General features: G+C 50.5%; 15 protein-coding genes. 4 read left to right on the forward strand and 11 right to left on the reverse strand.

Going from position 1 to position 19,081, the window contains the following annotated elements; all coding sequences use genetic code 11:
* Positions 1-25: 25 nt before the first annotated feature.
* From U5L07_19120 to U5L07_19140, 5 genes are read right to left on the reverse strand one after another with little or no spacing between them, the layout of a single operon-like run.
* On the reverse strand, positions 26-3,178 hold the full coding sequence (locus U5L07_19120) for an efflux RND transporter permease subunit (GenBank protein MDZ7833858.1): 3,153 nt from the start codon (positions 3,176-3,178) through the stop codon (positions 26-28).
* Positions 3,168-4,349 carry an efflux RND transporter periplasmic adaptor subunit gene (locus tag U5L07_19125; GenBank protein ID MDZ7833859.1) on the reverse strand — a complete coding sequence of 394 codons (1,182 nt, stop codon included), beginning with the start codon at positions 4,347-4,349 and terminating at the stop codon, positions 3,168-3,170. The genes U5L07_19120 and U5L07_19125 overlap by 11 nt, the downstream gene beginning before the upstream one ends.
* Positions 4,346-4,909: a TolC family protein gene (locus tag U5L07_19130; protein MDZ7833860.1), complete on the reverse strand. Its 564-nt coding sequence runs from the start codon at positions 4,907-4,909 to the stop codon at positions 4,346-4,348. Before U5L07_19130 ends, U5L07_19125 begins: the two co-directional genes overlap by 4 nt.
* Before the next feature lie 36 nt (positions 4,910-4,945).
* Positions 4,946-6,226 (reverse strand): MFS transporter, encoded by a 1,281-nt coding sequence (locus U5L07_19135; GenBank protein MDZ7833861.1) that lies wholly within the window; start codon positions 6,224-6,226, stop codon positions 4,946-4,948.
* Between the two features lie 24 nt (positions 6,227-6,250).
* Positions 6,251-7,738 carry a M48 family metalloprotease gene (locus U5L07_19140; protein MDZ7833862.1) on the reverse strand — a complete coding sequence of 496 codons (1,488 nt, stop codon included), beginning with the start codon at positions 7,736-7,738 and terminating at the stop codon, positions 6,251-6,253.
* 275 nt (positions 7,739-8,013) lie between these two features.
* Between U5L07_19140 and U5L07_19145 the strand changes: the two genes are divergently transcribed.
* Complete coding sequence (locus U5L07_19145) at positions 8,014-10,008, forward strand: AsmA family protein (protein ID MDZ7833863.1); 1,995 nt, start codon at positions 8,014-8,016, stop codon at positions 10,006-10,008.
* A gap of 104 nt (positions 10,009-10,112) precedes the next feature.
* Here the strand turns inward: U5L07_19145 and U5L07_19150 are convergent, their stop codons facing one another.
* Positions 10,113-10,436, reverse strand: coding sequence for a hypothetical protein (locus U5L07_19150; GenBank protein MDZ7833864.1), 324 nt, complete (start codon positions 10,434-10,436; stop codon positions 10,113-10,115).
* 123 nt (positions 10,437-10,559) lie between these two features.
* Between U5L07_19150 and U5L07_19155 the strand changes: the two genes are divergently transcribed.
* A complete protein-coding gene (locus tag U5L07_19155; GenBank protein MDZ7833865.1) occupies positions 10,560-10,748 on the forward strand; it encodes a hypothetical protein in 189 nt (62 codons plus the stop codon).
* Positions 10,749-10,797: 49 nt separating this feature from the next.
* On the opposite strand, the gene U5L07_19160 is transcribed toward U5L07_19155, so the two are convergent.
* Positions 10,798-11,772, reverse strand: coding sequence for a sigma-54 dependent transcriptional regulator (locus U5L07_19160; protein ID MDZ7833866.1), 975 nt, complete (start codon positions 11,770-11,772; stop codon positions 10,798-10,800).
* Between the two features lie 265 nt (positions 11,773-12,037).
* Between U5L07_19160 and U5L07_19165 the strand changes: the two genes are divergently transcribed.
* Positions 12,038-14,323: a PBP1A family penicillin-binding protein gene (locus U5L07_19165; GenBank protein ID MDZ7833867.1), complete on the forward strand. Its 2,286-nt coding sequence runs from the start codon at positions 12,038-12,040 to the stop codon at positions 14,321-14,323.
* A gap of 9 nt (positions 14,324-14,332) precedes the next feature.
* On the opposite strand, the gene U5L07_19170 is transcribed toward U5L07_19165, so the two are convergent.
* From U5L07_19170 to U5L07_19180, 3 genes are all read right to left on the reverse strand, one after another.
* Complete coding sequence (locus U5L07_19170; GenBank protein MDZ7833868.1) at positions 14,333-14,797, reverse strand: efflux RND transporter permease subunit; 465 nt, start codon at positions 14,795-14,797, stop codon at positions 14,333-14,335.
* A 54-nt stretch (positions 14,798-14,851) separates the two neighbouring features.
* Positions 14,852-15,076 carry a tetratricopeptide repeat protein gene (locus tag U5L07_19175; GenBank protein MDZ7833869.1) on the reverse strand — a complete coding sequence of 75 codons (225 nt, stop codon included), beginning with the start codon at positions 15,074-15,076 and terminating at the stop codon, positions 14,852-14,854.
* Between the two features lie 263 nt (positions 15,077-15,339).
* Positions 15,340-16,854 (reverse strand): DegQ family serine endoprotease, encoded by a 1,515-nt coding sequence (locus U5L07_19180; GenBank protein MDZ7833870.1) that lies wholly within the window; start codon positions 16,852-16,854, stop codon positions 15,340-15,342.
* A 411-nt stretch (positions 16,855-17,265) separates the two neighbouring features.
* On the opposite strand from U5L07_19180, the gene U5L07_19185 reads away from it, so the two are divergent.
* A complete protein-coding gene (locus U5L07_19185; protein MDZ7833871.1) occupies positions 17,266-17,637 on the forward strand; it encodes a response regulator in 372 nt (123 codons plus the stop codon).
* Here the strand turns inward: U5L07_19185 and U5L07_19190 are convergent.
* Positions 17,625-18,989: a sigma-54 dependent transcriptional regulator gene (locus U5L07_19190; GenBank protein ID MDZ7833872.1), complete on the reverse strand. Its 1,365-nt coding sequence runs from the start codon at positions 18,987-18,989 to the stop codon at positions 17,625-17,627. The genes U5L07_19185 and U5L07_19190 overlap by 13 nt on opposite strands.
* Positions 18,990-19,081 lie beyond the last annotated feature (92 nt).

The following is a 19,081-nucleotide window of genomic DNA, read 5'->3' on the forward strand; positions in this document are numbered from 1 at the left end:
GATTCCGAAAAAGGCCAGTTTTTTCTTATTTTACTGCACCGGCCCATCGGCGAAGGTCGTATACAATGCGGATAAGGATGGGAAGCAGAAAAAGCAGGACAAAGCTGGCAAATAAAAGACCGAATGCTAAACTAATGGCCATTGGAATAAGAAACCGGGCCTGAAGACTGGTCTCCAGAAGCATGGGCAGAAGGGCGAGACTGGTGGTCAGCGTGGTCAAAAGAATTGGGCGGAAACGCCGTCTTACCGCCTCAAAAACGGCTTCCTCGGGAAAGTCCCCCAATTCTTCCCGCCTTTTGTTGTAATAATCGATCAGCACCACGGAATCATTGATCACCACACCGGTTAATGCCACGATGCCGAAAATGGAAATAAAGGAGAGGTCAAATCCTAAAAGCAGGTGTCCCAGAACCGCCCCGACCATTCCGAACGGGATGACCGCCATGATGATCGCCGGCTGGATGTAGCTGCGAAGCTGGGCACCGAGCAGCGCGAAAATCAAAAGCAGGGCAATCGCCATGTTGCGGAAAAGAGATGCCAAATCTTCCCGCCTGTCCTCGCTCTGGCCCGCCACCCGGGCGCCCAGCTCTGGATGGGCTTCCCGGAGATCCGGCGTGATTTTTTCCATGATGCCGCCGAGTGCCTCTTCCGGTGTAGTGATCCGCCTGACCACATCGGCTGTCACACTGGTGACCCGCTGCCCGTTAACCCTGATAATTTCCGCGTAGGTCTTCTGCTGCCGAATCCTCGCCACTTTTTCAAGGGCGGCCGAATCCCCGTTGGGCAGCCTCACCCGGAAATCGGAAATACTTGCAATGGACTCCCGGTCTGATTCCGGATACCTGACCATAACGCGCAGTTCCGACTGCTCGCGCTGGATGCGCTGCACCTCGTATCCGTAAAATGCGTTTCGAAGCTGAAATCCCAGGTCCGCCGGTTTGAGTCCGGCAGCCAGGCCCACAGAGGTGAGCTCAAAAACATATTCCAGTTTGCCTGGCTTCAAACTGTCGGTTACTTCGGTAACCCCGCTCATGGCGCGCATTCTTTTTTTCAGTTCAGCGGCCGCGGCATCAAGAACCGCCGCGTCCGTGTGGGCCAGCTCGATGTTAATATCCGGACCGCCGGATACCAGGCTGCTCTGAAAGGAGAGCTCATCGGCATTGGGTATGGCACCGATGGTCTCGCGAAGCCGGTTGGCCACTTCCTGTGCGGAAATATCGCGCCTCGGGGGATCAATCAATTGAATCTGAAGCTCCGCGCTATTGCCGCCCGCCGCGCCTCCCCCCTGGGAAGCGGGGGGCGTCTGCTGGGAAAAACGGCCTCCCACCAGAAGCGAAGTGCTTTCAAACAAACTTTTCCCCGCCTTTTCCCGAAGTTCGGCTGCCACCTGTTCCGCGGCATTCATCATTTTGGCGGCATTGTGCCGCGTGACTTCAAACGGCGTCCCTACGGGCATAATTAATGTGGCTGTCACCCGGCTCCCTTCAATCTGGGGGAAAAAAATAAAGCGGATTATCCCGACCCTCAGCATCGCCCCGATAATAATCAACAAGGCGACAAAAGCCGCCAGCACCGCATAGCGCCACCGCACGGCCACTCTCAGGACCGGCAGCAGAAGCTGGTCGACAAATTTTCTGAGCAGCTGGCTGAACCCCTTGTTGATACTTAAAACCACACCCCGGCTCCACCGGCTGGAAGAAGACAGGTGCGCCGGCAGAATCGTAAACGCCTCCAAAAGGGATATCAATAAAATGCTGATCACGAAGATGGGGATGGGCCGCATGATCTGGCCCAGAGTGCCGGTAGTAAATGCGAGCGGGGCAAAAGCGGCGACCGTCGTGAAAACACCGATGGAAACCGGGGCGCGAACTGCCTGTACGCCGGCTATAGCCGCTTTTTCATCTTCTTTGCCGGACTCCTGCTCGACAAAAATGCTCTCTCCGGTAACAATGGCATCATCGACCACAATGCCAAGCACCACGATCAGGGCAAACAAGGTGACCATATTAAAGCTCATCCCCAACATGAAGACGCACAGCAGGCCGCCGAGAAAAGAGATGGGAATCCCCAGGCTGGTCCAGAACGCAAGCTTCAAATCCAGAAATACGAGCAGCGCGATAAATACCAGGGCGTAACCCAGCAGTGCATTTCGGGTGAGCAGGTTCATCCGTGATTTTAGAATTTCGGTTTGATCTTCCAGGATATCCAGGTCAATGCCGGGCGGAAGCTTTGCCGACTTCAGATAATCCTTTACCGCCCGGGCGACTTTGAGGGTATCCTGGGATTCGCTTCGTGAGACCTTGATAAAGATGGCTCGCTTGCCGTTATGGCGGGCCACCAGATTGACATCTTTGAAGCCGTCCACGATATTGGCGATGTCTTTCAGGCGGAGCAGGCTGCCGTCCGCCCGGCTTTTTATCACGATATCTTTAAAGGCGGCCCCCATATACTTTTTTTCCTGAACCCGCAAAAGGATGTCCCCGGATTCCGATTCAACCGTCCCGGCCGGCAGATCAAGCGATGAATTTCTTATCATGCGGCCCGCCTCCGCTATGGTGAGCCCGTATTTGCGAAGGTTTTCCTCCGGGATTTCTATGGAAATTTCATAGTCCCGGTCCCCGTGAAGGGAGACCAGCGATATATTCCGGCGTCGCAGCAAATCATCCTCAATGCGCTTTGCCCAATTTTTAAGGGTCAGTTCCGGTACCTCGCCGGATAAAACGAGGGTGATGACCGAGGGCTGGGGTTTTGCCTGGGTGATCATCGGGTCTTCGGCATTCTGCGGCGGAAAGTCGGCCAGCTGATCCACTGCATTTTCCGCGTCGTTTACGACGTCATCCATGTCGGCGAAGTCTTCCACCTCAAGGGTCACCACGCCCATGTTTTCGCGGGCAATGGAGGTCACCCTGGCCACGCCTTCTATTTCGATCAGGGCCTCTTCAACGCGGCGGGTAATGCCGTCTTCAACCTCGTGGGGCGTGGCGCCCGGATAGGGAACGGTAACATTTATTATCCGCGGATTGATCGTGGGAAACAGTTCCGTGCGCATGCTGAAAATCGCCAGCAGGCCCCCGCCGATGAACAGGATCATCAATAAATTGGCAGCCACGTGATTGTCGATAAACCATCCAATAAGGCCGCTGCCAAATATTTTGGCGCCATTGCGGTTATTTGCCATGGCTGTCCGAACCCCTCTCTGATCGGCTGACCAGCCGAACCCGCGTGCCCTGAGTCGCTTCCGGCAGGTTGCCCTGAACAGCGCGTATGGGCGTGCCGTCGCTTTCAGCCACGAGATATTTATCGGTTATCTGAATGATTTCAGGATGAATGGACCGGAGGGTCCGGTCTGGGGCGACCACCCAGATGCGGCCCTTTTTTTGAAGGGTATTCAGGGGCAGAACCCATACATCTTTCTTTTCAGGTCCGGTAATCCGGGCATGAACAAAGGCGTCCGGCAGAAGTTCAGGAGCCTTCTCCTCCAATCCCAGGATAATCCGGGAAAAACGGGTTTCAGGATCAAGTTTGCCGGCAACCCTTTTAATGTGTGCTTTGTAGACAGGCGCTTTTGAAAAATCCTTGCTGATCTTAATTTCCGGCTCGGAAGCGGCCATGACCCATTCAAATTTCTGTTCTTGGAGCGGCACATCAATCTCAAGGGATTTCAGCCGATAGGCCTGGCCATAGGATTGGCCCGCAACCACATACTGACCTTCCTCCATTTGAAACTCGGTAATCCGACCGGAAAACGGGAGCCGGTATTGGGTGCGCGACAAATCAAGGCGCGCTTTTTTTAGCCGGGCTTCTGCTGCAGCCAGGTTGGCCCGGGCTTCCCGGAGCTGAGGCTTTTTAGCGACCAAAGGCGGGACGGGGCGATCCGGATGCAGATCCTGCCACTCGGCAACTGCCGTTTTGGCTTCCGCCTTTTGAATTTTAAGCTGGGTTTTTGCCCGGGCCACTTCAGCCTTTATCCGTTCAAGGGCCAGTTTATAGTCAATTTTTTCAATTTGAAAAAGTAGGGTGTTTTCGGAAAAAAAACCGCCGGGAAATGCGCTGTCGTCAACCGAGGTGATACGGCCGCTGACCTGAGGCACGAGATGGGTCATGGCCCGCACCTGCACCGTGCCGGTGCAGGTAAAGGAGAGCCGGTGGGTTTGGGGCTCCGCAACGACCGTTTCCACCACCAGCTCCAGGTCCTGTTGCCGTATTTCGGTTTCCGGCGTCAGCTCCAGGGAGGAGAGATAGAGGTTTAACAGTAACGCCCCACCCAGGAACAGGATCACCAGGCAAAGCTGTAAAAGGCCGAAAAGCCACTTTTTGTCGTTTTTTTTGGGAAGTTTGGGTGTCGTCATAAATCGCTTTCTCTCGTTGGGCTGGAAACCGGCGCCAGATCCGGAGGTCTTTTAAGCCAGTCGCCGCCCAATGCCAGGATGAGAGCGATCCGGTTGTTCCAGGCCGTCCGGGCAGTGACAAGATATGCCGGTTCATTTCCCTGGTAGCCGATATTTCCGCTTAAGGTCAGATCCGGGTACAGGTCGGCCTCTGCCACCCCGATCTGGTCCACCTCGGCGGCCATCCGAAGTTCACTGGCCCTCAGATCCGGCCGCCGATCGATCAACTGGGCCGGCAACCGGTCGGGATGCTGCCGGGCGGCGGCCGCTTTGAGTTCCAGGTTCTCTTTGAGCAGGGTATCTACATATTTGTTCATGATCGGATCATTCTTTTGCCGCCACCAGCAGTTGAACTCCCCAAAAACCAGTTGCTCAGTATCTTCGGGCGTTCGGGCGTAAGTCGAGCTTTCATCGGCCGCGGTTGCCGGCCGCCGGTACGTTGGCCCCACCGTGCAGGCTGCGTTTAACAACCCCAGAATACAAAGGGCCCCGATCAGCCGAACATGTCGGTTACGCGTCATCATTTTTGCCTTTTCGTCCTTTTCCCGCTTTCAGGATTATCTTAATGGCTCGCGGCTCCGGTCCGTCATCCATAAAAGCCCTATCAAACCCAGGACCGCAACACCGAGGATAAAGCCGGCCAATGCATTTTTTGTGCCGGTAAAAGAAATCAGCCAGGTGCAGATCATAGGAGTAGAGCCCCCGACAACACCAAGCCCCAGGTTATAGGCCACAGAATAGCCGGAGAGTCGATCCTTGGTGGGGAAAAGCTCCACAAACATGGCTGGTGCCACGCCGCATAGCACGGAAATCAAGACGGCAAATCCGATTTGAACAGTAATCACGGCGGCCAGTGTGGCACCGGCAAGCCAAAAAAGCAGCGGATAAGCCGAAAGTCCGAAGATCCCAACAGACAAGGCAATAATATGGGTTCGTCTCATGAAGTGGTCACTGGCCCATCCCATAAGCGGCACCAGAATCAATAAAATGGCGGTGGCCAGGGTGTTAATGGTCATGGCTTTTTCAAGAGGGAATTGGATATATTCATTGAGCCAGTTCGGTAAAAATACAAGGGAAATATAGAACAACGCCCCGTAAGATGAAGCCACCAGGACTGCCTGTACAGTTTCCCTGAGATTTTCTGTAAATGCCTCTTTAAGCGGTGAGGTTTTTTCCCGTTCATTGGCATGTTTCTGGAAATGAGTGGAACTCGGTAAATGCCGGCGCAGCCAGATGGCGAATATGCCGAGCACCGCGCCAAACCAAAAGGGCAGCCGCCATCCCCAGGCATGAACCTGGGGGCTGGTCAACACGCTGGTGGTCAGCGAAGCCAGGCCTGAGCCCAGCAGCATACCGGCCATACTCCCGACATTGGCATAGCTTCCGGAAAGCCCCCGCTTGTTCTTCGGCGCGGTTTCAACCAGGTAGGCCACCGAGCTCGAAAATTCACCACCCACGGAAAGCCCCTGGATAAGCCTCACCATAACAAGCAGTACCGGTGCCAAAACACCAATGGCTTTATAAGTCGGTAAAAGACCCAGCAAAATCGTAGGCAGCGCCATCATGACGACGGATATCATCATGGCTGAGCTGCGGCTTACCTTGTCCCCGATCCAGCCGAACAGTAAAGACCCGAGCGGGCGCATGATAAAACCCGCGGCAAATACCCCGTATGTCGCCAGCAGACTGGCAATCTTATTGTCGCCTGGAAAGAAAAGAACGGAAAGAATGGATGCCATGTAACCGTACAGGGCAAAATCATACCATTCCATAATATTGCCGATAACCCCGGCGGCAATAGCAGTCCTGCGCTGGCTTTTTTCCAGATGGAAAACCATTTCTTGCTCCTTTCTGTTTGTGGGCTACCGGACCGGTATTTTGAGCTTTCGACCCGCTTCCACAGTGGCGCCAAGCTTCGTCTGGTTGAGTAAAGCGATGTCTTCGGCACTCATGTCCCCGGGGGGTGAAGCAATGAATGTCCTGAACTCAGCCGTATGATCGACTGTAATGATATTGAGACGGAGCGGTGATACGTTGATTTTTTTGGGGTCGCTCAAGGTGGCAAACGAGCGGAGCGTTTGTTCGAATGCGGCTCGCATGTGCTCATAGTTTGGCAGCATCGTGAAGCCGGCAAATGCGAAGACCTGGTCTTTGTGCTCGATAAAATACTGACGAAGGCCCACAACCCCCTGCTGGGTTTTTGCAACGGCTGTGATCGCATAAGCTTGATGGCCGTTGACCACAGTCGGCTCCGCGTCCTTCACCTGTATTCCCTGAGATGAACTGAACTGCCGGGCCGCCTGCCGGGCCGTGTCCGCCTGCGCGAGCTGGAAAGTTATCGCCGCGTCCCCTTGCGGCGATCCAAGCGCCACCATGGTTTTCTGGTTTTGGACCGTCCAGTCGGCGGGTATGCTGAATTTGAATCGCATCTCAGGGTGATAGAAGACGCCATGCGCGACATAGCCTTCCCGAGGGTCCTCACCTACCACCAGTTTGTCGATATGGGAGAGATACGCTTCGGGACCAAGCTTGGTCATTTCAATAGTTGACGACAAATTTGCCACCAATTCAGGGACGTTTTCTTCTCTCTGGCCGGGATCCGGATGGGTCGATTGCCAGCTCGGAAGCGGCTGGCCCCGCTGCTCGGAGAGGCGATCCAGGGTCTGAAAGAACCCGGACGCTTCGCCCGCCTGATAGCCGGCCTTCGCGGCATATTTGATCCCCAGCCGGTCAGCCTGCCGTTCATCATCCCGGCTGTATTTCAAAAACAAAAAATGCATGGCTGTATCGCTTAGATTAAGTGCATGCCTGGTGAGCTCCGGGCTGTCTAAAACCTGGGAGCCGATAATTGACCCGGCCAGAAGTCCGATCTGTCCCAGCCTGGCCTGAAAAGCCCGGCGGGAAGCGTGACGAGCGGCAACATGGGCAATTTCGTGACCCAGAACAACGGCTAGCTGGGCTTCGTTTTGAAGATGCGCCAGAAGGCCGCGGGTGACGTAAATATAGCCCCCTGGCAGTGCAAATGCGTTCACTACGGGGCTGTCAAGCACCCGAAAGGTAAACGGGGTTTTCCGGAATTTTGCCGGTGCCTCCGGGGACCGGAGGTCACTTTCCTGCAGGACCGCCTGACTGACATTTTGTATATAGTTCTGCAACGATTTATCAGGATACACACCAAACTGCGCAGTGATTTCCTTGTCCGTTTTACTTCCGATCGCCCGCTCCTTTTCCCAGGAATATCCATAAAATCGGCTCTCGCCGGTAACGGGATTATAGCCGCTGACGCACCCGGCCATCCCCAGCAGCACAAGCAAGAGAACGCTGAGTTTTAGAAAACGATATATCTGCATAATTTTCCATGTCTTTGAGAGTTTAAACTCAAATAAAAAGGTTAGCCTGTGGCGATGAAACAAGCCTTTTTGCGAAATTATTACTATGGACGAGGTTAAAAAGGCTGTTCAGAAAACGGCTCAAATAATCCGCGGCACTGATAATTGCTTAGATTTAAAATATACACTGCTTAAAAAGCCTGTCAATATTGTGGGGGGCTTCGTTGAAGCTTCTGTGTTAGAATCTATCTTGGTATTATATTATAAATGCGAACCGATCCCATAAGGTGATTAATATGCGGATTTTAAAGTGGGTGTTCATTACTTTCGCTGGACTGTTGATCCTTCTGCTTGCAGCGGTATTCATCATCCCCCATGTCATCGACATCAATGATTATAAACCGCAGATCAGCGCCCTTTTATCTGAAAAACTCGACCGACCGGCAACAATCGGCGGAGATATTGATCTGTCCCTCTTCCCTTGGGCGGGTTTTGCTTTATCGGATTTTCAGGTGGCCAACCCGGAAGGATTTGAAACGCGCAAATTTTTGTCCGTTGATTCCTTCGAGGTCCGGGTCAAAGTGCTTCCTCTCCTGTTCAGGGAGGTTCAAATCAAACGATTGGTGCTCAACGCACCGGAAATTTATCTGATCCAGGCACCATCCGGGCGCCGGAACTGGGAAGGCTTGGGACCCGGGGATGGCACCGCCCCGGCGCCTCCATCGCCGCCCGAGCAAACTCAAAAAGAAAAACTGCCAATTCAGTCACTTGACATAGAAGCCTTTGTCGTAAGAAACGGAACTTTCTTATGGATTGACCATACCGCGGGTGTCAAGCAGGAGATCACCGATATCCGTCTTGCCCTCGAAAACTTTTCGTTAGGCGCACCGGTCGATCTTGAATTCTCAGCCCGGCTTGACAAGGAGCCGGTCAGAATGACCGGCCGGTTCGGTCCGATTGGGACCAACCTGTATGAGGCGGAGATTCCGCTTGATTTTAGAACTTCTGTTTTCAACGAAATGACGATCAATTTGTCCGGAAAAGTTTCTAATCCAATGGGTAAACCGACATACAAGATAAAGATGGAAGTGCCGGCCTTTTCGCCGCGACAGTTGTTCAAGGCTATGGATATGTCCTTTCCGCTTAACCCTTCCGATCCCTCGGTTTTTGCAAAAGCGGCTTTTTCGGCCAAAATCATGGGTGATCCTCAATCTGCGAAGATAAGCAACGGTGAGCTGATTCTGGATGAAACCCAAGCGGATTTTCGGCTCGACGTAAAGGATATGCAGAAGCCGTGGATTGAATTTGACATTGAAATTGATCGCCTGAATCTGGATCGGTATTTACCTGAAACCCCATCAAAACAAAAGCGCAGGACAGGAGGAAAGCCTGCGAAAGCCCCGGTAGATTATGCATTCCTCCAGGAACCGCGCATTTCCGGTCACTGCGCGGTTAAGCGGCTGAAAGTCGGTGGAGCATCCATTGATCAGATTGATATTGTTCTGAAAGCACAAAACGGCAATTACCGGTTGGATCCCGTTCAAGCCGCGCTTTACTCAGGGAGTATGGAGGGGTCGATAAGGCTGGAAGTTAATCCTCAAAGTTTGAGCGTGAAAACCGACATCAGCGCAGAACAGATTGAAGCAGGAAGACTTTTAGCGGATACAGCGGATAAGGCATTTTTGGAAGGGCTGTTGCAGGCGGATATGGCAATTACTGCCTCTGGCCCGTCAGCGAACCAGTTTCGTCAAACTCTTTCGGGAAACGGAACCATCCGGGTTTACGACGGCGCAATTCAGGGGTTGGATCTGGTTAAAATCATTCGTCAGATCCAGACTGTCATTGGGCAGCAAGTCTTGCCGGCGGATGGGGGGGCTCAGACCGATTTTTTAGAGTTGGTGGTTCCCTTCAGCATTCGCAATGGCAAGCTCTCCACTACCAGTGCGAGCCTTGTATCTCCGCTGCTGCGGGTAAGCGCATCCGGCACCGCAGATCTGGTATCCCAATCTCTTGATTTCAGGATTCAGCCTAAGATTGTGGCCACCCTGAAAGGCCAGTCTGAAACCCGGAAGCACGCGGGGGTTAAGGTACCAATAAAAGTCTCGGGGACATTCTCCCAGCCGAAGGTGCAGCCGGATTATTCAGGGGTGAAATCAATTGTGGAAGAAGCTGTAAAAAAGCCTGGAAAAACAGATAAAAAATTGGAGGACTTGAAAGAGCAGGCGGAGGGGACCTTCGAGCAAATGAAAAAAGATGCGGAAACAATGCTGGAAGATCTGCTCAGTGAATGAGTGATTGGGTATGTATGGTTTGTATTTGAATTCAATTAATGAAGGGGAGCCCTTGCGGTTCTCCCCTCTTACATCAAATTGTCCGGGTATTGATTTCTTGCGGATTACTTCCGCAGCATTTTATCAAAGATGGCTTCAGATTTTTCGGCCGCAAGTTCAGCCCGATCAGCCTCTGCTTCCGCGCGATCCGCTGCAGCCTCGGCCCGATTGGTGGCATCTAAAGCCTTATCGCTTTCTTTACAACATTTCTCCGCCCGGGCTTTGGCTGCTTCGGCTTCAGCCATGGCCTGATCTGCTTTTTCCATTGCGGCATTTACCCGCTCTTGCAGCTGATCAACCCGGCTAGTCGTGGCACACCCGTTTAAAGACAAGCCGGCAAGCGAAAACGTCTCATTCTCTAACCTCCTTATTTGTTGTTTAAAATTCATAAGCTTTACCCAATGCAATGAATTTTGAGGAAAAAAACTCCATTAATTTATTCATTGATAAACGCAAATCACATGCCAAGACTATGGCTACCGGTATGAAGGGATTGAAAAGAGGCGCCGGGTTTGAGTGGATTGAAATTTGAAAGACAAAAAACAAGCCGTATTGCAATTTGCAATACCTGGCGTAATGATTACAGCGCGTTCAATTGCATTGCGCAACTCCCTGAGATTGCCCGGCCAGTTATGCGCCTGAAGGGCTTCAATCGCGCTGTCAGTGAATCCGGTAAAATGTTTATGATTGTTAAGGGATAAAAATTTTAGAAAATTCTCGGCCATGGGGCAAATGTCTTCAGGCCGCTCTCTAAGGGGGGGGCATGGTAAGTGTAATAACATTTAGCCGGTAATAGAGATCTTCACGAAACCGGCCGTCAGCTACTCTTTGGTCAAGATTCGCATTTGTCGCAGCAATAATGCGGACATCCGCTTTACGAGGCTTAGGATCCCCCAGGCGCTCGTAAGTACGTTCCTGGATAAATCGGAGCAGTTTGACCTGCAGTTCAGGGGGGAGATCGCCGATTTCATCAAGAAAGAGCGTGCCGCCCGAACAAGCTGCGATTCGACCGGGATTATCCCGGACAGCACCGGTAAACGCGCCCTTGGTATGCCCGAACAACTCACTTTCCAATAATTCTGCAGGCATTGCCGGGCAGGACACGGTCCCCATGGATTTTTCTGCTCGCGGACTCCACTGGTGGATCGCCTTGGCCATTACTGACTTACCGGTCCCGGACTCACCCCGGAGCAATATGATCGCCTCCGAATCAGCCGCCTTGCGGGCTGTTTCAATGGTGCGCTGCATGATGGGATTGTTGCTGCTGAAATTCGCTTCCAGGTCAAGGCGTCCCACATCATCCTTTAGTTCGGTTATTTCGCGCTCCATGTCGCGAATTTGGCTTATTTTTACCGTCTGCAGGCGCACCTGGTCCGGGGTAAAGGGCTTGGGGATATAATCTGTCGCGCCTTTTTTCATGGCTTCCACAGCCGTTTCAACAGAGGCATAAGCTGTGATGACAACGATCTTTGTCCAGGGCGGTTCCCTCTGGAGCGCCTCAATTAAATGCATCCCGTCTTCTTTACCCAGTCGCAAATCCACAAAAGCCAGATCAAAGGCACACCGCCTTGCCTCGGCCAGTGCATCGGCCTGGTTGCTGACGGCAATGGCTGTGTGGCCCTCTTGTTCAAGACAATAAATCATGGTCCGACGCATGTTGATTTCATCATCAACCACCAGGACATTTAAGTGCCGCACATGATGGAGGCTCTCATCATCTATCATGGGATTAACATACCTTTTTTCGGTTCCTCGGTTATTTCATTTAAGTGTGTATGTAATTATAAAAAGCTGGGCCAGGATTGCAAGTTACCACAAAAATGAATGAATATTGGCATTATTAATGCATCCATTATGGAGATTTGACGATAAAAGCGACACTTTTTGGATATAAATGGTTTTTGGGCGACAAAGAAAGATCTGGAAAAAAGAACGAAAAATCTGGAAAGTAGCAAAGGGCGTGTTTGGCCTTTTTGCTTCCGCCGGGTTATTGTTCCTGATTGTCATTGTGGGGGTATATTTTTATTTCAGCAGCGGTCTGCCGCAGATCAAAACTCTGGAAGAATACCAACCGCCCGTAGTGACGACGATCTATTCTGATGATGACCATAAAATCGGCGAATTCTATAAACAGCGTCGTATTGTGATCCCATTGAAAGAAATGCCGGATCAACTGATTCATGCCTTTGTCGCAGCCGAAGATGCAAGGTTCTATGAGCATGAAGGCATTGATGTATTCAGTATTGCCCGGGCTTTTTTTCGAAACTTGGAAGCGGGACGGATTGTCCAGGGCGGATCGACCATCACGCAGCAGGTTGCCAAATCGTTTTTTTTAACGCCAAAGCAAACCTATACCCGGAAAATCAAGGAAGCCATACTGGCTTACCGGATTGATAAGCATTTTTCCAAAGAAGAAATCCTTTTCCTGTATTTGAACCAAATCTATTTGGGAAACGGCGCTTACGGGGTTCAGGCGGCTGCCCAAAATTACTTTAACAAATCCGCAAAGGAATTAAATCTGCCTGAGTGCGCCATGCTGGCTGGTCTGCCGCAGGCTCCCAGTTTTTATTCCCCCAAAGCTCATCCGGAGCGTGCCAAGGAACGTCAGATTTATGTTTTAACCCGGATGGCGGCTGAAGGCTTTATCTCCCAAGATGAAGCCACTGAAGCCATTCAAAGAAAAATCACAATGGCCTCAAAACCTGAATGGTTTATGGAAAATACCCCCTATTATACCGAACACGTAAGAAAATGGATTAAGGCCAAATTCGGAACAGACGCACTTTACACTGATGGACTAAAAATTTATACCTGCGTGGATATCAAAATGCAAAAAGCCGCCCAAAAGTCCATTGAAAAAGGGTTGCGGGCGCTTGATAAGCGACGGGGATATCGGGGGCCGCTTCTTCGGCTTGAAAAATCCGAGATCGAACCTTATCTCCAATCTCTAAAAAAGGAGCGTGGGGCCCGGAAACTATTTGACGGCGTTATCACCCATGGCGTGGTCATTGATGTCGACGAGACCGAGCAAAGAATCATGGTGCGTCTTGGCGGTGCAGTGGGCGCCCTTCCTTTTTCCCATATGCGGTGGGCACGTCAGCAGGCGCCAGAATTTTCGAAAGAAACAAAAACCGTTAAAGCTTTAGCAGAGCGGTTGGCGGTCGGGGATGTCATTCAGGTAAAATTGAAAAAATGGCAGCCTTCGCAAGGACAATGGGAGCTGCGTCTTGAACAGAAACCCAACGTGCAGTCGGCACTCCTTTGCATGCAGCCTGAAAATGGGCATGTAAAGGCTATGGTGGGCGGCCGGGATTTTGCTGAAAGTCAGTTCAACCGGGCAGTCCAGGCCAGACGCCAGCCGGGTTCGGCATTTAAACCCATCATTTATGCGGCTGCTCTGGATAATGGCTATACCGTTGCCTCGATAATACCAGATTCACCCTTAGTGTTTGAGAATAAAGAGCTTGACTATACCTGGAAGCCGGAAAATTATGATAAGACTTTCCATGGGTTTACGCTTTTCCGGGAAGGTTTGATCCATTCACGAAATATTGTAACGCTGAAAATCCTGCAGGATATCGGAATTGATTACGCGATTGATTATGCGCACAAGCTCGGTATCGATTCTCACCTGGATCGAAACCTGGCCTTAGGGCTGGGCGCTTCAGGTGTATCTTTGCTGGAGCTGACGGAAGTCTATTCGGTTTTTGCCAATCAGGGCCGGCGCGTGGAGCCGGTGTTCGTCCGCAGAATTGAAGACCGTAGCGGACATGTTATTTATCAGGCCGAAAATGAAGCTGAAAGGGTCATATCACCGGCTACTGCCTATATCATGACGCATCTCCTTCAAAAAGTCGTTGAAGAAGGCACCGGTTGGCGGGTGCGGGCGCTTCAAAGACCGGCGGCCGGTAAGACCGGTACAACCAATGATTTAAATGATGCATGGTTTATGGGGTATACCCCGCGCTGCGTTACAGGCGTGTGGGTGGGGTTTGACCAGGGCCGCCCATTGGGTAAAAACGAGACCGGCTCAAGGGCAGCAAGTCCAATCTGGCTGGATTTTATGCAGCAAATCCTCTCGGGTAAACCCCAGCGTGTTTTTCACGCACCTGACAATGTGGTTTTTACCAAAATCGATGCGGAAACCGGATTGCTGCCCATACCTGCTTCCGATGAAGTGATATGGGGGTGCTTTAAAAAAGGGACTATCCCTAAGCGGCATACCCGATCGCCCGATCAAATCACCCACGAAGAATTTTTCAAAAAAGGATTTTAGTAAATCGGATTAGTGATACCAAGTAGCCATATCTTCCGTCACGGGGATGGATACCGAGATGGGAATCCCTAAACTGGTCCAGAATGCAAGCTTTAAATCCAGGAACACGAGCAGTGCGATAAATACCAGGGCGTAACCCAGCAGTGCATTTCGGGTGAGCAGGTTCATCCGTGATTTTAGAATTTCGGTTTGATCTTCCAGGATATCCAGGTCAATGCCGGGCGGAAGCTTTGCCGACTTCAGATAATCCTTTACCGCCCGGGCGACTTTGAGGGTATCCTGGGATTCGCTTCGTGAGACCTTGATAAAGATGGCTCGCTTGCCGTTATGGCGGGCCACCAGATTGACATCTTTGAAGCCGTCCACGATATTGGCGATGTCTTTCAGGCGGAGCAGGCTGCCGTCCGTCCGGCTTTTTATCACGATATCTTTAAAGGCGGCCCCCACATGCTTTGTCGGCGGTAAAATCCACAATGAGTTTTTGTACTCGTACCAAAAGGCGCGAAAATTTTTGTTATTGGTAAAATTTCACATTATGCTCTGCGCCAGATTCTGTTGCGCTGGTTTATATTCCGGAGCAATTTCTACAGCAGCTTTGTAAAAATTTTTTGCTTTGACCAATTCTCCCTGCATCTCGTGCAGCATCCCTAATAGGTCATATGCCTCCGGTTCACGGGGTTGATTTGAAATCGCTCTATGAAGGGTGGTTTTTGCGGCTGAATATCGACTATTCAGCAATTGCTGCTTGGCCAACTCGATAAGCGCCTGATAACCTGTTTTTTCCTCAATGGATAACTTTTCTATCTCCAGTACTCGCCGATGGCAATGATATGTCCAACCGACCACGCTATGACCAGACCCAGCAAAATAACGGCAACACCATAACCGATGAAAATTTTTTTTTGTAAAGTCATTGGTATGTTACTTTAAGATCGGTTTATTTTTGTCTCTTAAGTAAAAGTTCAAATCGGCTCGCGGGGTTCATGAGCCGATTTGAACCTATTGATGGTGGCAGGTTACTTGGTTAATGTGACAACAACCAGACCCCGCCGGGGCCGATTGATAAGGAGATGAACTTTGTCGCCTTCCTCCACATTTTTAATGATCTCCTGGCAGTCAGCAACTGAGCTGACCGACTGGTGATTGATTTCAGTAATAATATCATTTTTCTGGATACCCGCTTTGTCCGCCTTGCTTCCGGCCTTGACACCGACCACAATAACACCGGCATCCTGATTAATGTTTAACTTTTCAGCCAGCTGCGGGGTAATATTTGCAATCGCAATCCCCATGTTAGCCGACTCCTTATCTTCCTTTGCCCCTTTTCCATGAAGCGCTGCTTCATCCCGTTTTGCGATTTCAACCGAGAAAGTTTTAGTATCGCCATCCCGGTAAACTTTAATTTTTGCCTTTTCCCCGACAGAAAGGTTAGAAATCTTATTGGAAAGCTCCCGCGCGGAGTCAACTTTTTCGCCGTTAACGGCGGTAATAATATCATTGGACTCCAAGCCGGCTTTGTCTGCCGGATCTCCCTTGAATACGCGGGTAACGAGGACTCCGTGATCGACATCATAATACGCCTTCAGATCTTTGTCTAAACTTTGAATGCCAACACCTAACCAGCCCCGGGTAACTTCCCCGCTTTCTTTAAGTTGGGCTACAATGTCCTTGGCCATGCTTGAGGGAACGGCAAAACCGATGCCTTCACCAGCGGCCAGGATAGCGGTATTGATGCCTATAACCTCGCCCTTCATATTAAGGAGTGGCCCACCGCTGTTTCCGGGGTTAATGGAGGCATCGGTTTGAATGAAATCATCATACGGACCGGCGCCGATCACCCGGCCTTTTGCGCTGATAATGCCGCTGGTAACCGTATGTTCAAGCCCAAATGGATTGCCGATCGCGAGCACCCATTGTCCGATTGCCATTTTGTCTGAATTTCCCAGTTCAAGCTCTGGAAGCTTTTTGTCCGAATCGATTTTAAGTAAGGCCAAGTCTGTTGGGGGATCACTGCCGATAATTTCTGCCGAATACTCTTTGCCGTTTTTTAGTTTAACCTTGATTTGATCGGCATTCTTGATGACATGATAATTGGTTACAATATAGCCTTCTGTATCTATAATAAATCCGGAGCCCAGACTTCTTTGCTGGAACTGCTGTTGCGGCAGGTTGCCGAAAAATTTTTCAAAAAATTCTCTTAATTGTTGCTGATTGCCCTGGGGCCCCTGAAAAAAATACTGAAAGGCCTGGCCCGGCTGACTCTCGATAGTCTTAACCGTCCGAATGTTAACCACCGCCGAACTTGCCTTCTCCGAGAGTTTTGTAAAGCTCTGCGGGCTGATTTGCGCTGTCGATGCATTTGTCTCATTCGCCCAAAATAACGCTGGAGCGATAAGAAATATCGCAACAATCAATAAAGAAAAAATGATCTTTTGATAACGTTTAATTTTTTTGTTTCCTCGGATAAATCGCATTGTCAATCTCCTTCTGACTTTTTTGCATTCAGGTGATAAAGTCTTTTGGGTTCCCAAAAAGCTTAATTTATTTATTCACCAATGTGGCAAATCACATGCCAAGATTATGGCTGCCGGCATAAAGGGGTTCAAAAGAGATGCCGGGCTTGAGGGTATTGAAATTTGAAAGTCAAAAAAACAAGCCGTATTGCAATTTGCAATCCCTGGAAAATAGAAACACCTTTACAATTAATGACCGCCACCCCTTTGATTGTATGCGACTTTAAATAATTCTGTTTGAATCTTTGGATTTATTGATTGCTGGCATTACCTTTGCAAAAAATAGGCAGAGCAAAACGCTAAACGATAATGGCGGATAAAATCAAACCGCTTAATATTCAAGCAACTTTCCCCTATTAATTTAGCCTTTATATCTTTGTACTATTGATTTTCTATGGATTTTGCCTATTACTGGAGAGGTTTTTTTGAATGGCACACCAACGTATTTTAATAATCTGCAATGACCGCCGGGTAAATCAAAAATTGCAACAAGCATTGTCCCCCTTGAAACTGGTCATAAAAACTACCGAAACCATTGAAGACGCTTTGGGAGTCATTGAACAAGAATTCTTCGATATAGTGCTTATGGAAATCAGCCTCATTGGCAGCGTCGATGCCTTGAAATATATCATTGAGCGAGAGCCCAGGACGAATGGCGTAATGATCACAGGACCTAATGAAATCGAATCAGCAACCGAAGCCATGAAAAGCGGTGCCACCGATTTTATTGTAAGAGACTTCCCCGCTTGTGAAATCCGGGATCGCCTGGAGCTAATTTTAAGGCAGGATCAGATATCGTAAGCTTTGCGCCGCCGCCATAGTGTTGCCGGATCAATGTCAAGGATGTCAGCTGCTTCCTGGAGCGAATGGGTCATGGCAATAATACGGCGGATATGAAATTCTTCAATCTTTGACAAAGGAACCGGATCGCCAATGCAGGGCTCAGGGTCTCGCTGATTTAAATGTTCCGGTAGTTCACTCGCATCAATCGTTTCCTTGTGCCCTAAGATTACAGCACGTTCAATCGCATTGCGCAGCTCCCTGAGATTGCCCGGCCAGTCATGCGCCTGAAGGGCTTCAATCGCGCTGTCCGTAAATCCGGAAAACTGTTTGTGATTGTTAAGGGATAAAAATTTTAGAAAATTCTCGGCCATGGGGCGAATGTCTTCAGGCCGCTCCCTAAGCGGCGGCACGGTAATTGTGATAACGTTTAACCGGTAATAGAGATCCTCCCGAAACCGGCCGTCAGCTACTCGTTGATCGAGGTCCACATTGGTCGCAGCAATAATGCGGACATCCGCTTTGCGAGGCTTAGGATCCCCCAGGCGCTCGTAAGTACGTTCCTGGATAAATCGGAGCAGTTTGACCTGCAGTTCAGGGGGGAGATCACCGATTTCATCAAGAAAGAGCGTGCCGCCCGAACAAGCTGCGATTCGACCGGGATTATCCCGGACAGCACCGGTAAACGCGCCCTTCACATGGCCAAACAATTCGCTTTCCAATAATTCTGAAGGCATTGCCGGGCAGGATACGGTCCCCATGGATTTTTCAGCCCGCGGGCTCCATTGGTGGATCGCCTTGGCCATTACTGACTTGCCGGTGCCGGACTCGCCCCGGATCAAGATGATCGCCTCGGAATCAGCCGCTTTGCGAGCTGTTTCAATGGTGCGCTGCATGATGGGATTGTTGCTGCTGAAACTGGCTTCCGGGTCAAGGCGTCCCACATCATCCTTTAGTTCGGTTAGTTCGCGCTCCATGGCACGAATCTGGCCGATTTTTGCCGTCTGCAGGCGCACCTGGTCCGGGGTAAAGGGCTTGGGGATATAATCTGTCACGCCCTTTTTCATGGCTTCCACAGCCGTTTCAACAGAAGCATAAGCTGTGATGACCACGATCTTTGTCCATGGCGATTCTCTTTGGAGCGTCTCAATCAATTCCATGCCGTTTTCTTTGCCTAGCCGCAAATCCACAAAAGTCAGGTCAAAGGCACACCGCCTTGCCTCGGCCAGCGCATCATCCTGATTGCCCACCGCGATGGCGGTATGGCCCTCCTCTTCAAGGCAGTAAATCATAGTTCGCCGCATGTTGATTTCATCATCCACCACCAGGACATTTAAGTGCCGTATGTAATTGAGGCTTTCATCATCTGTCATAAAATTAAAATCCCTTACTTGGCGGCATGAAAAGACAGGCCATCAGAAAAAATGGTCATACCTTTAGGTATTTTTATTACCGGCTGGGCTAT

Source organism: Desulfobacterales bacterium (assembly GCA_034520365.1).
Classification (GTDB): Bacteria; Desulfobacterota; Desulfobacteria; order Desulfobacterales; family Desulfosalsimonadaceae; genus M55B175.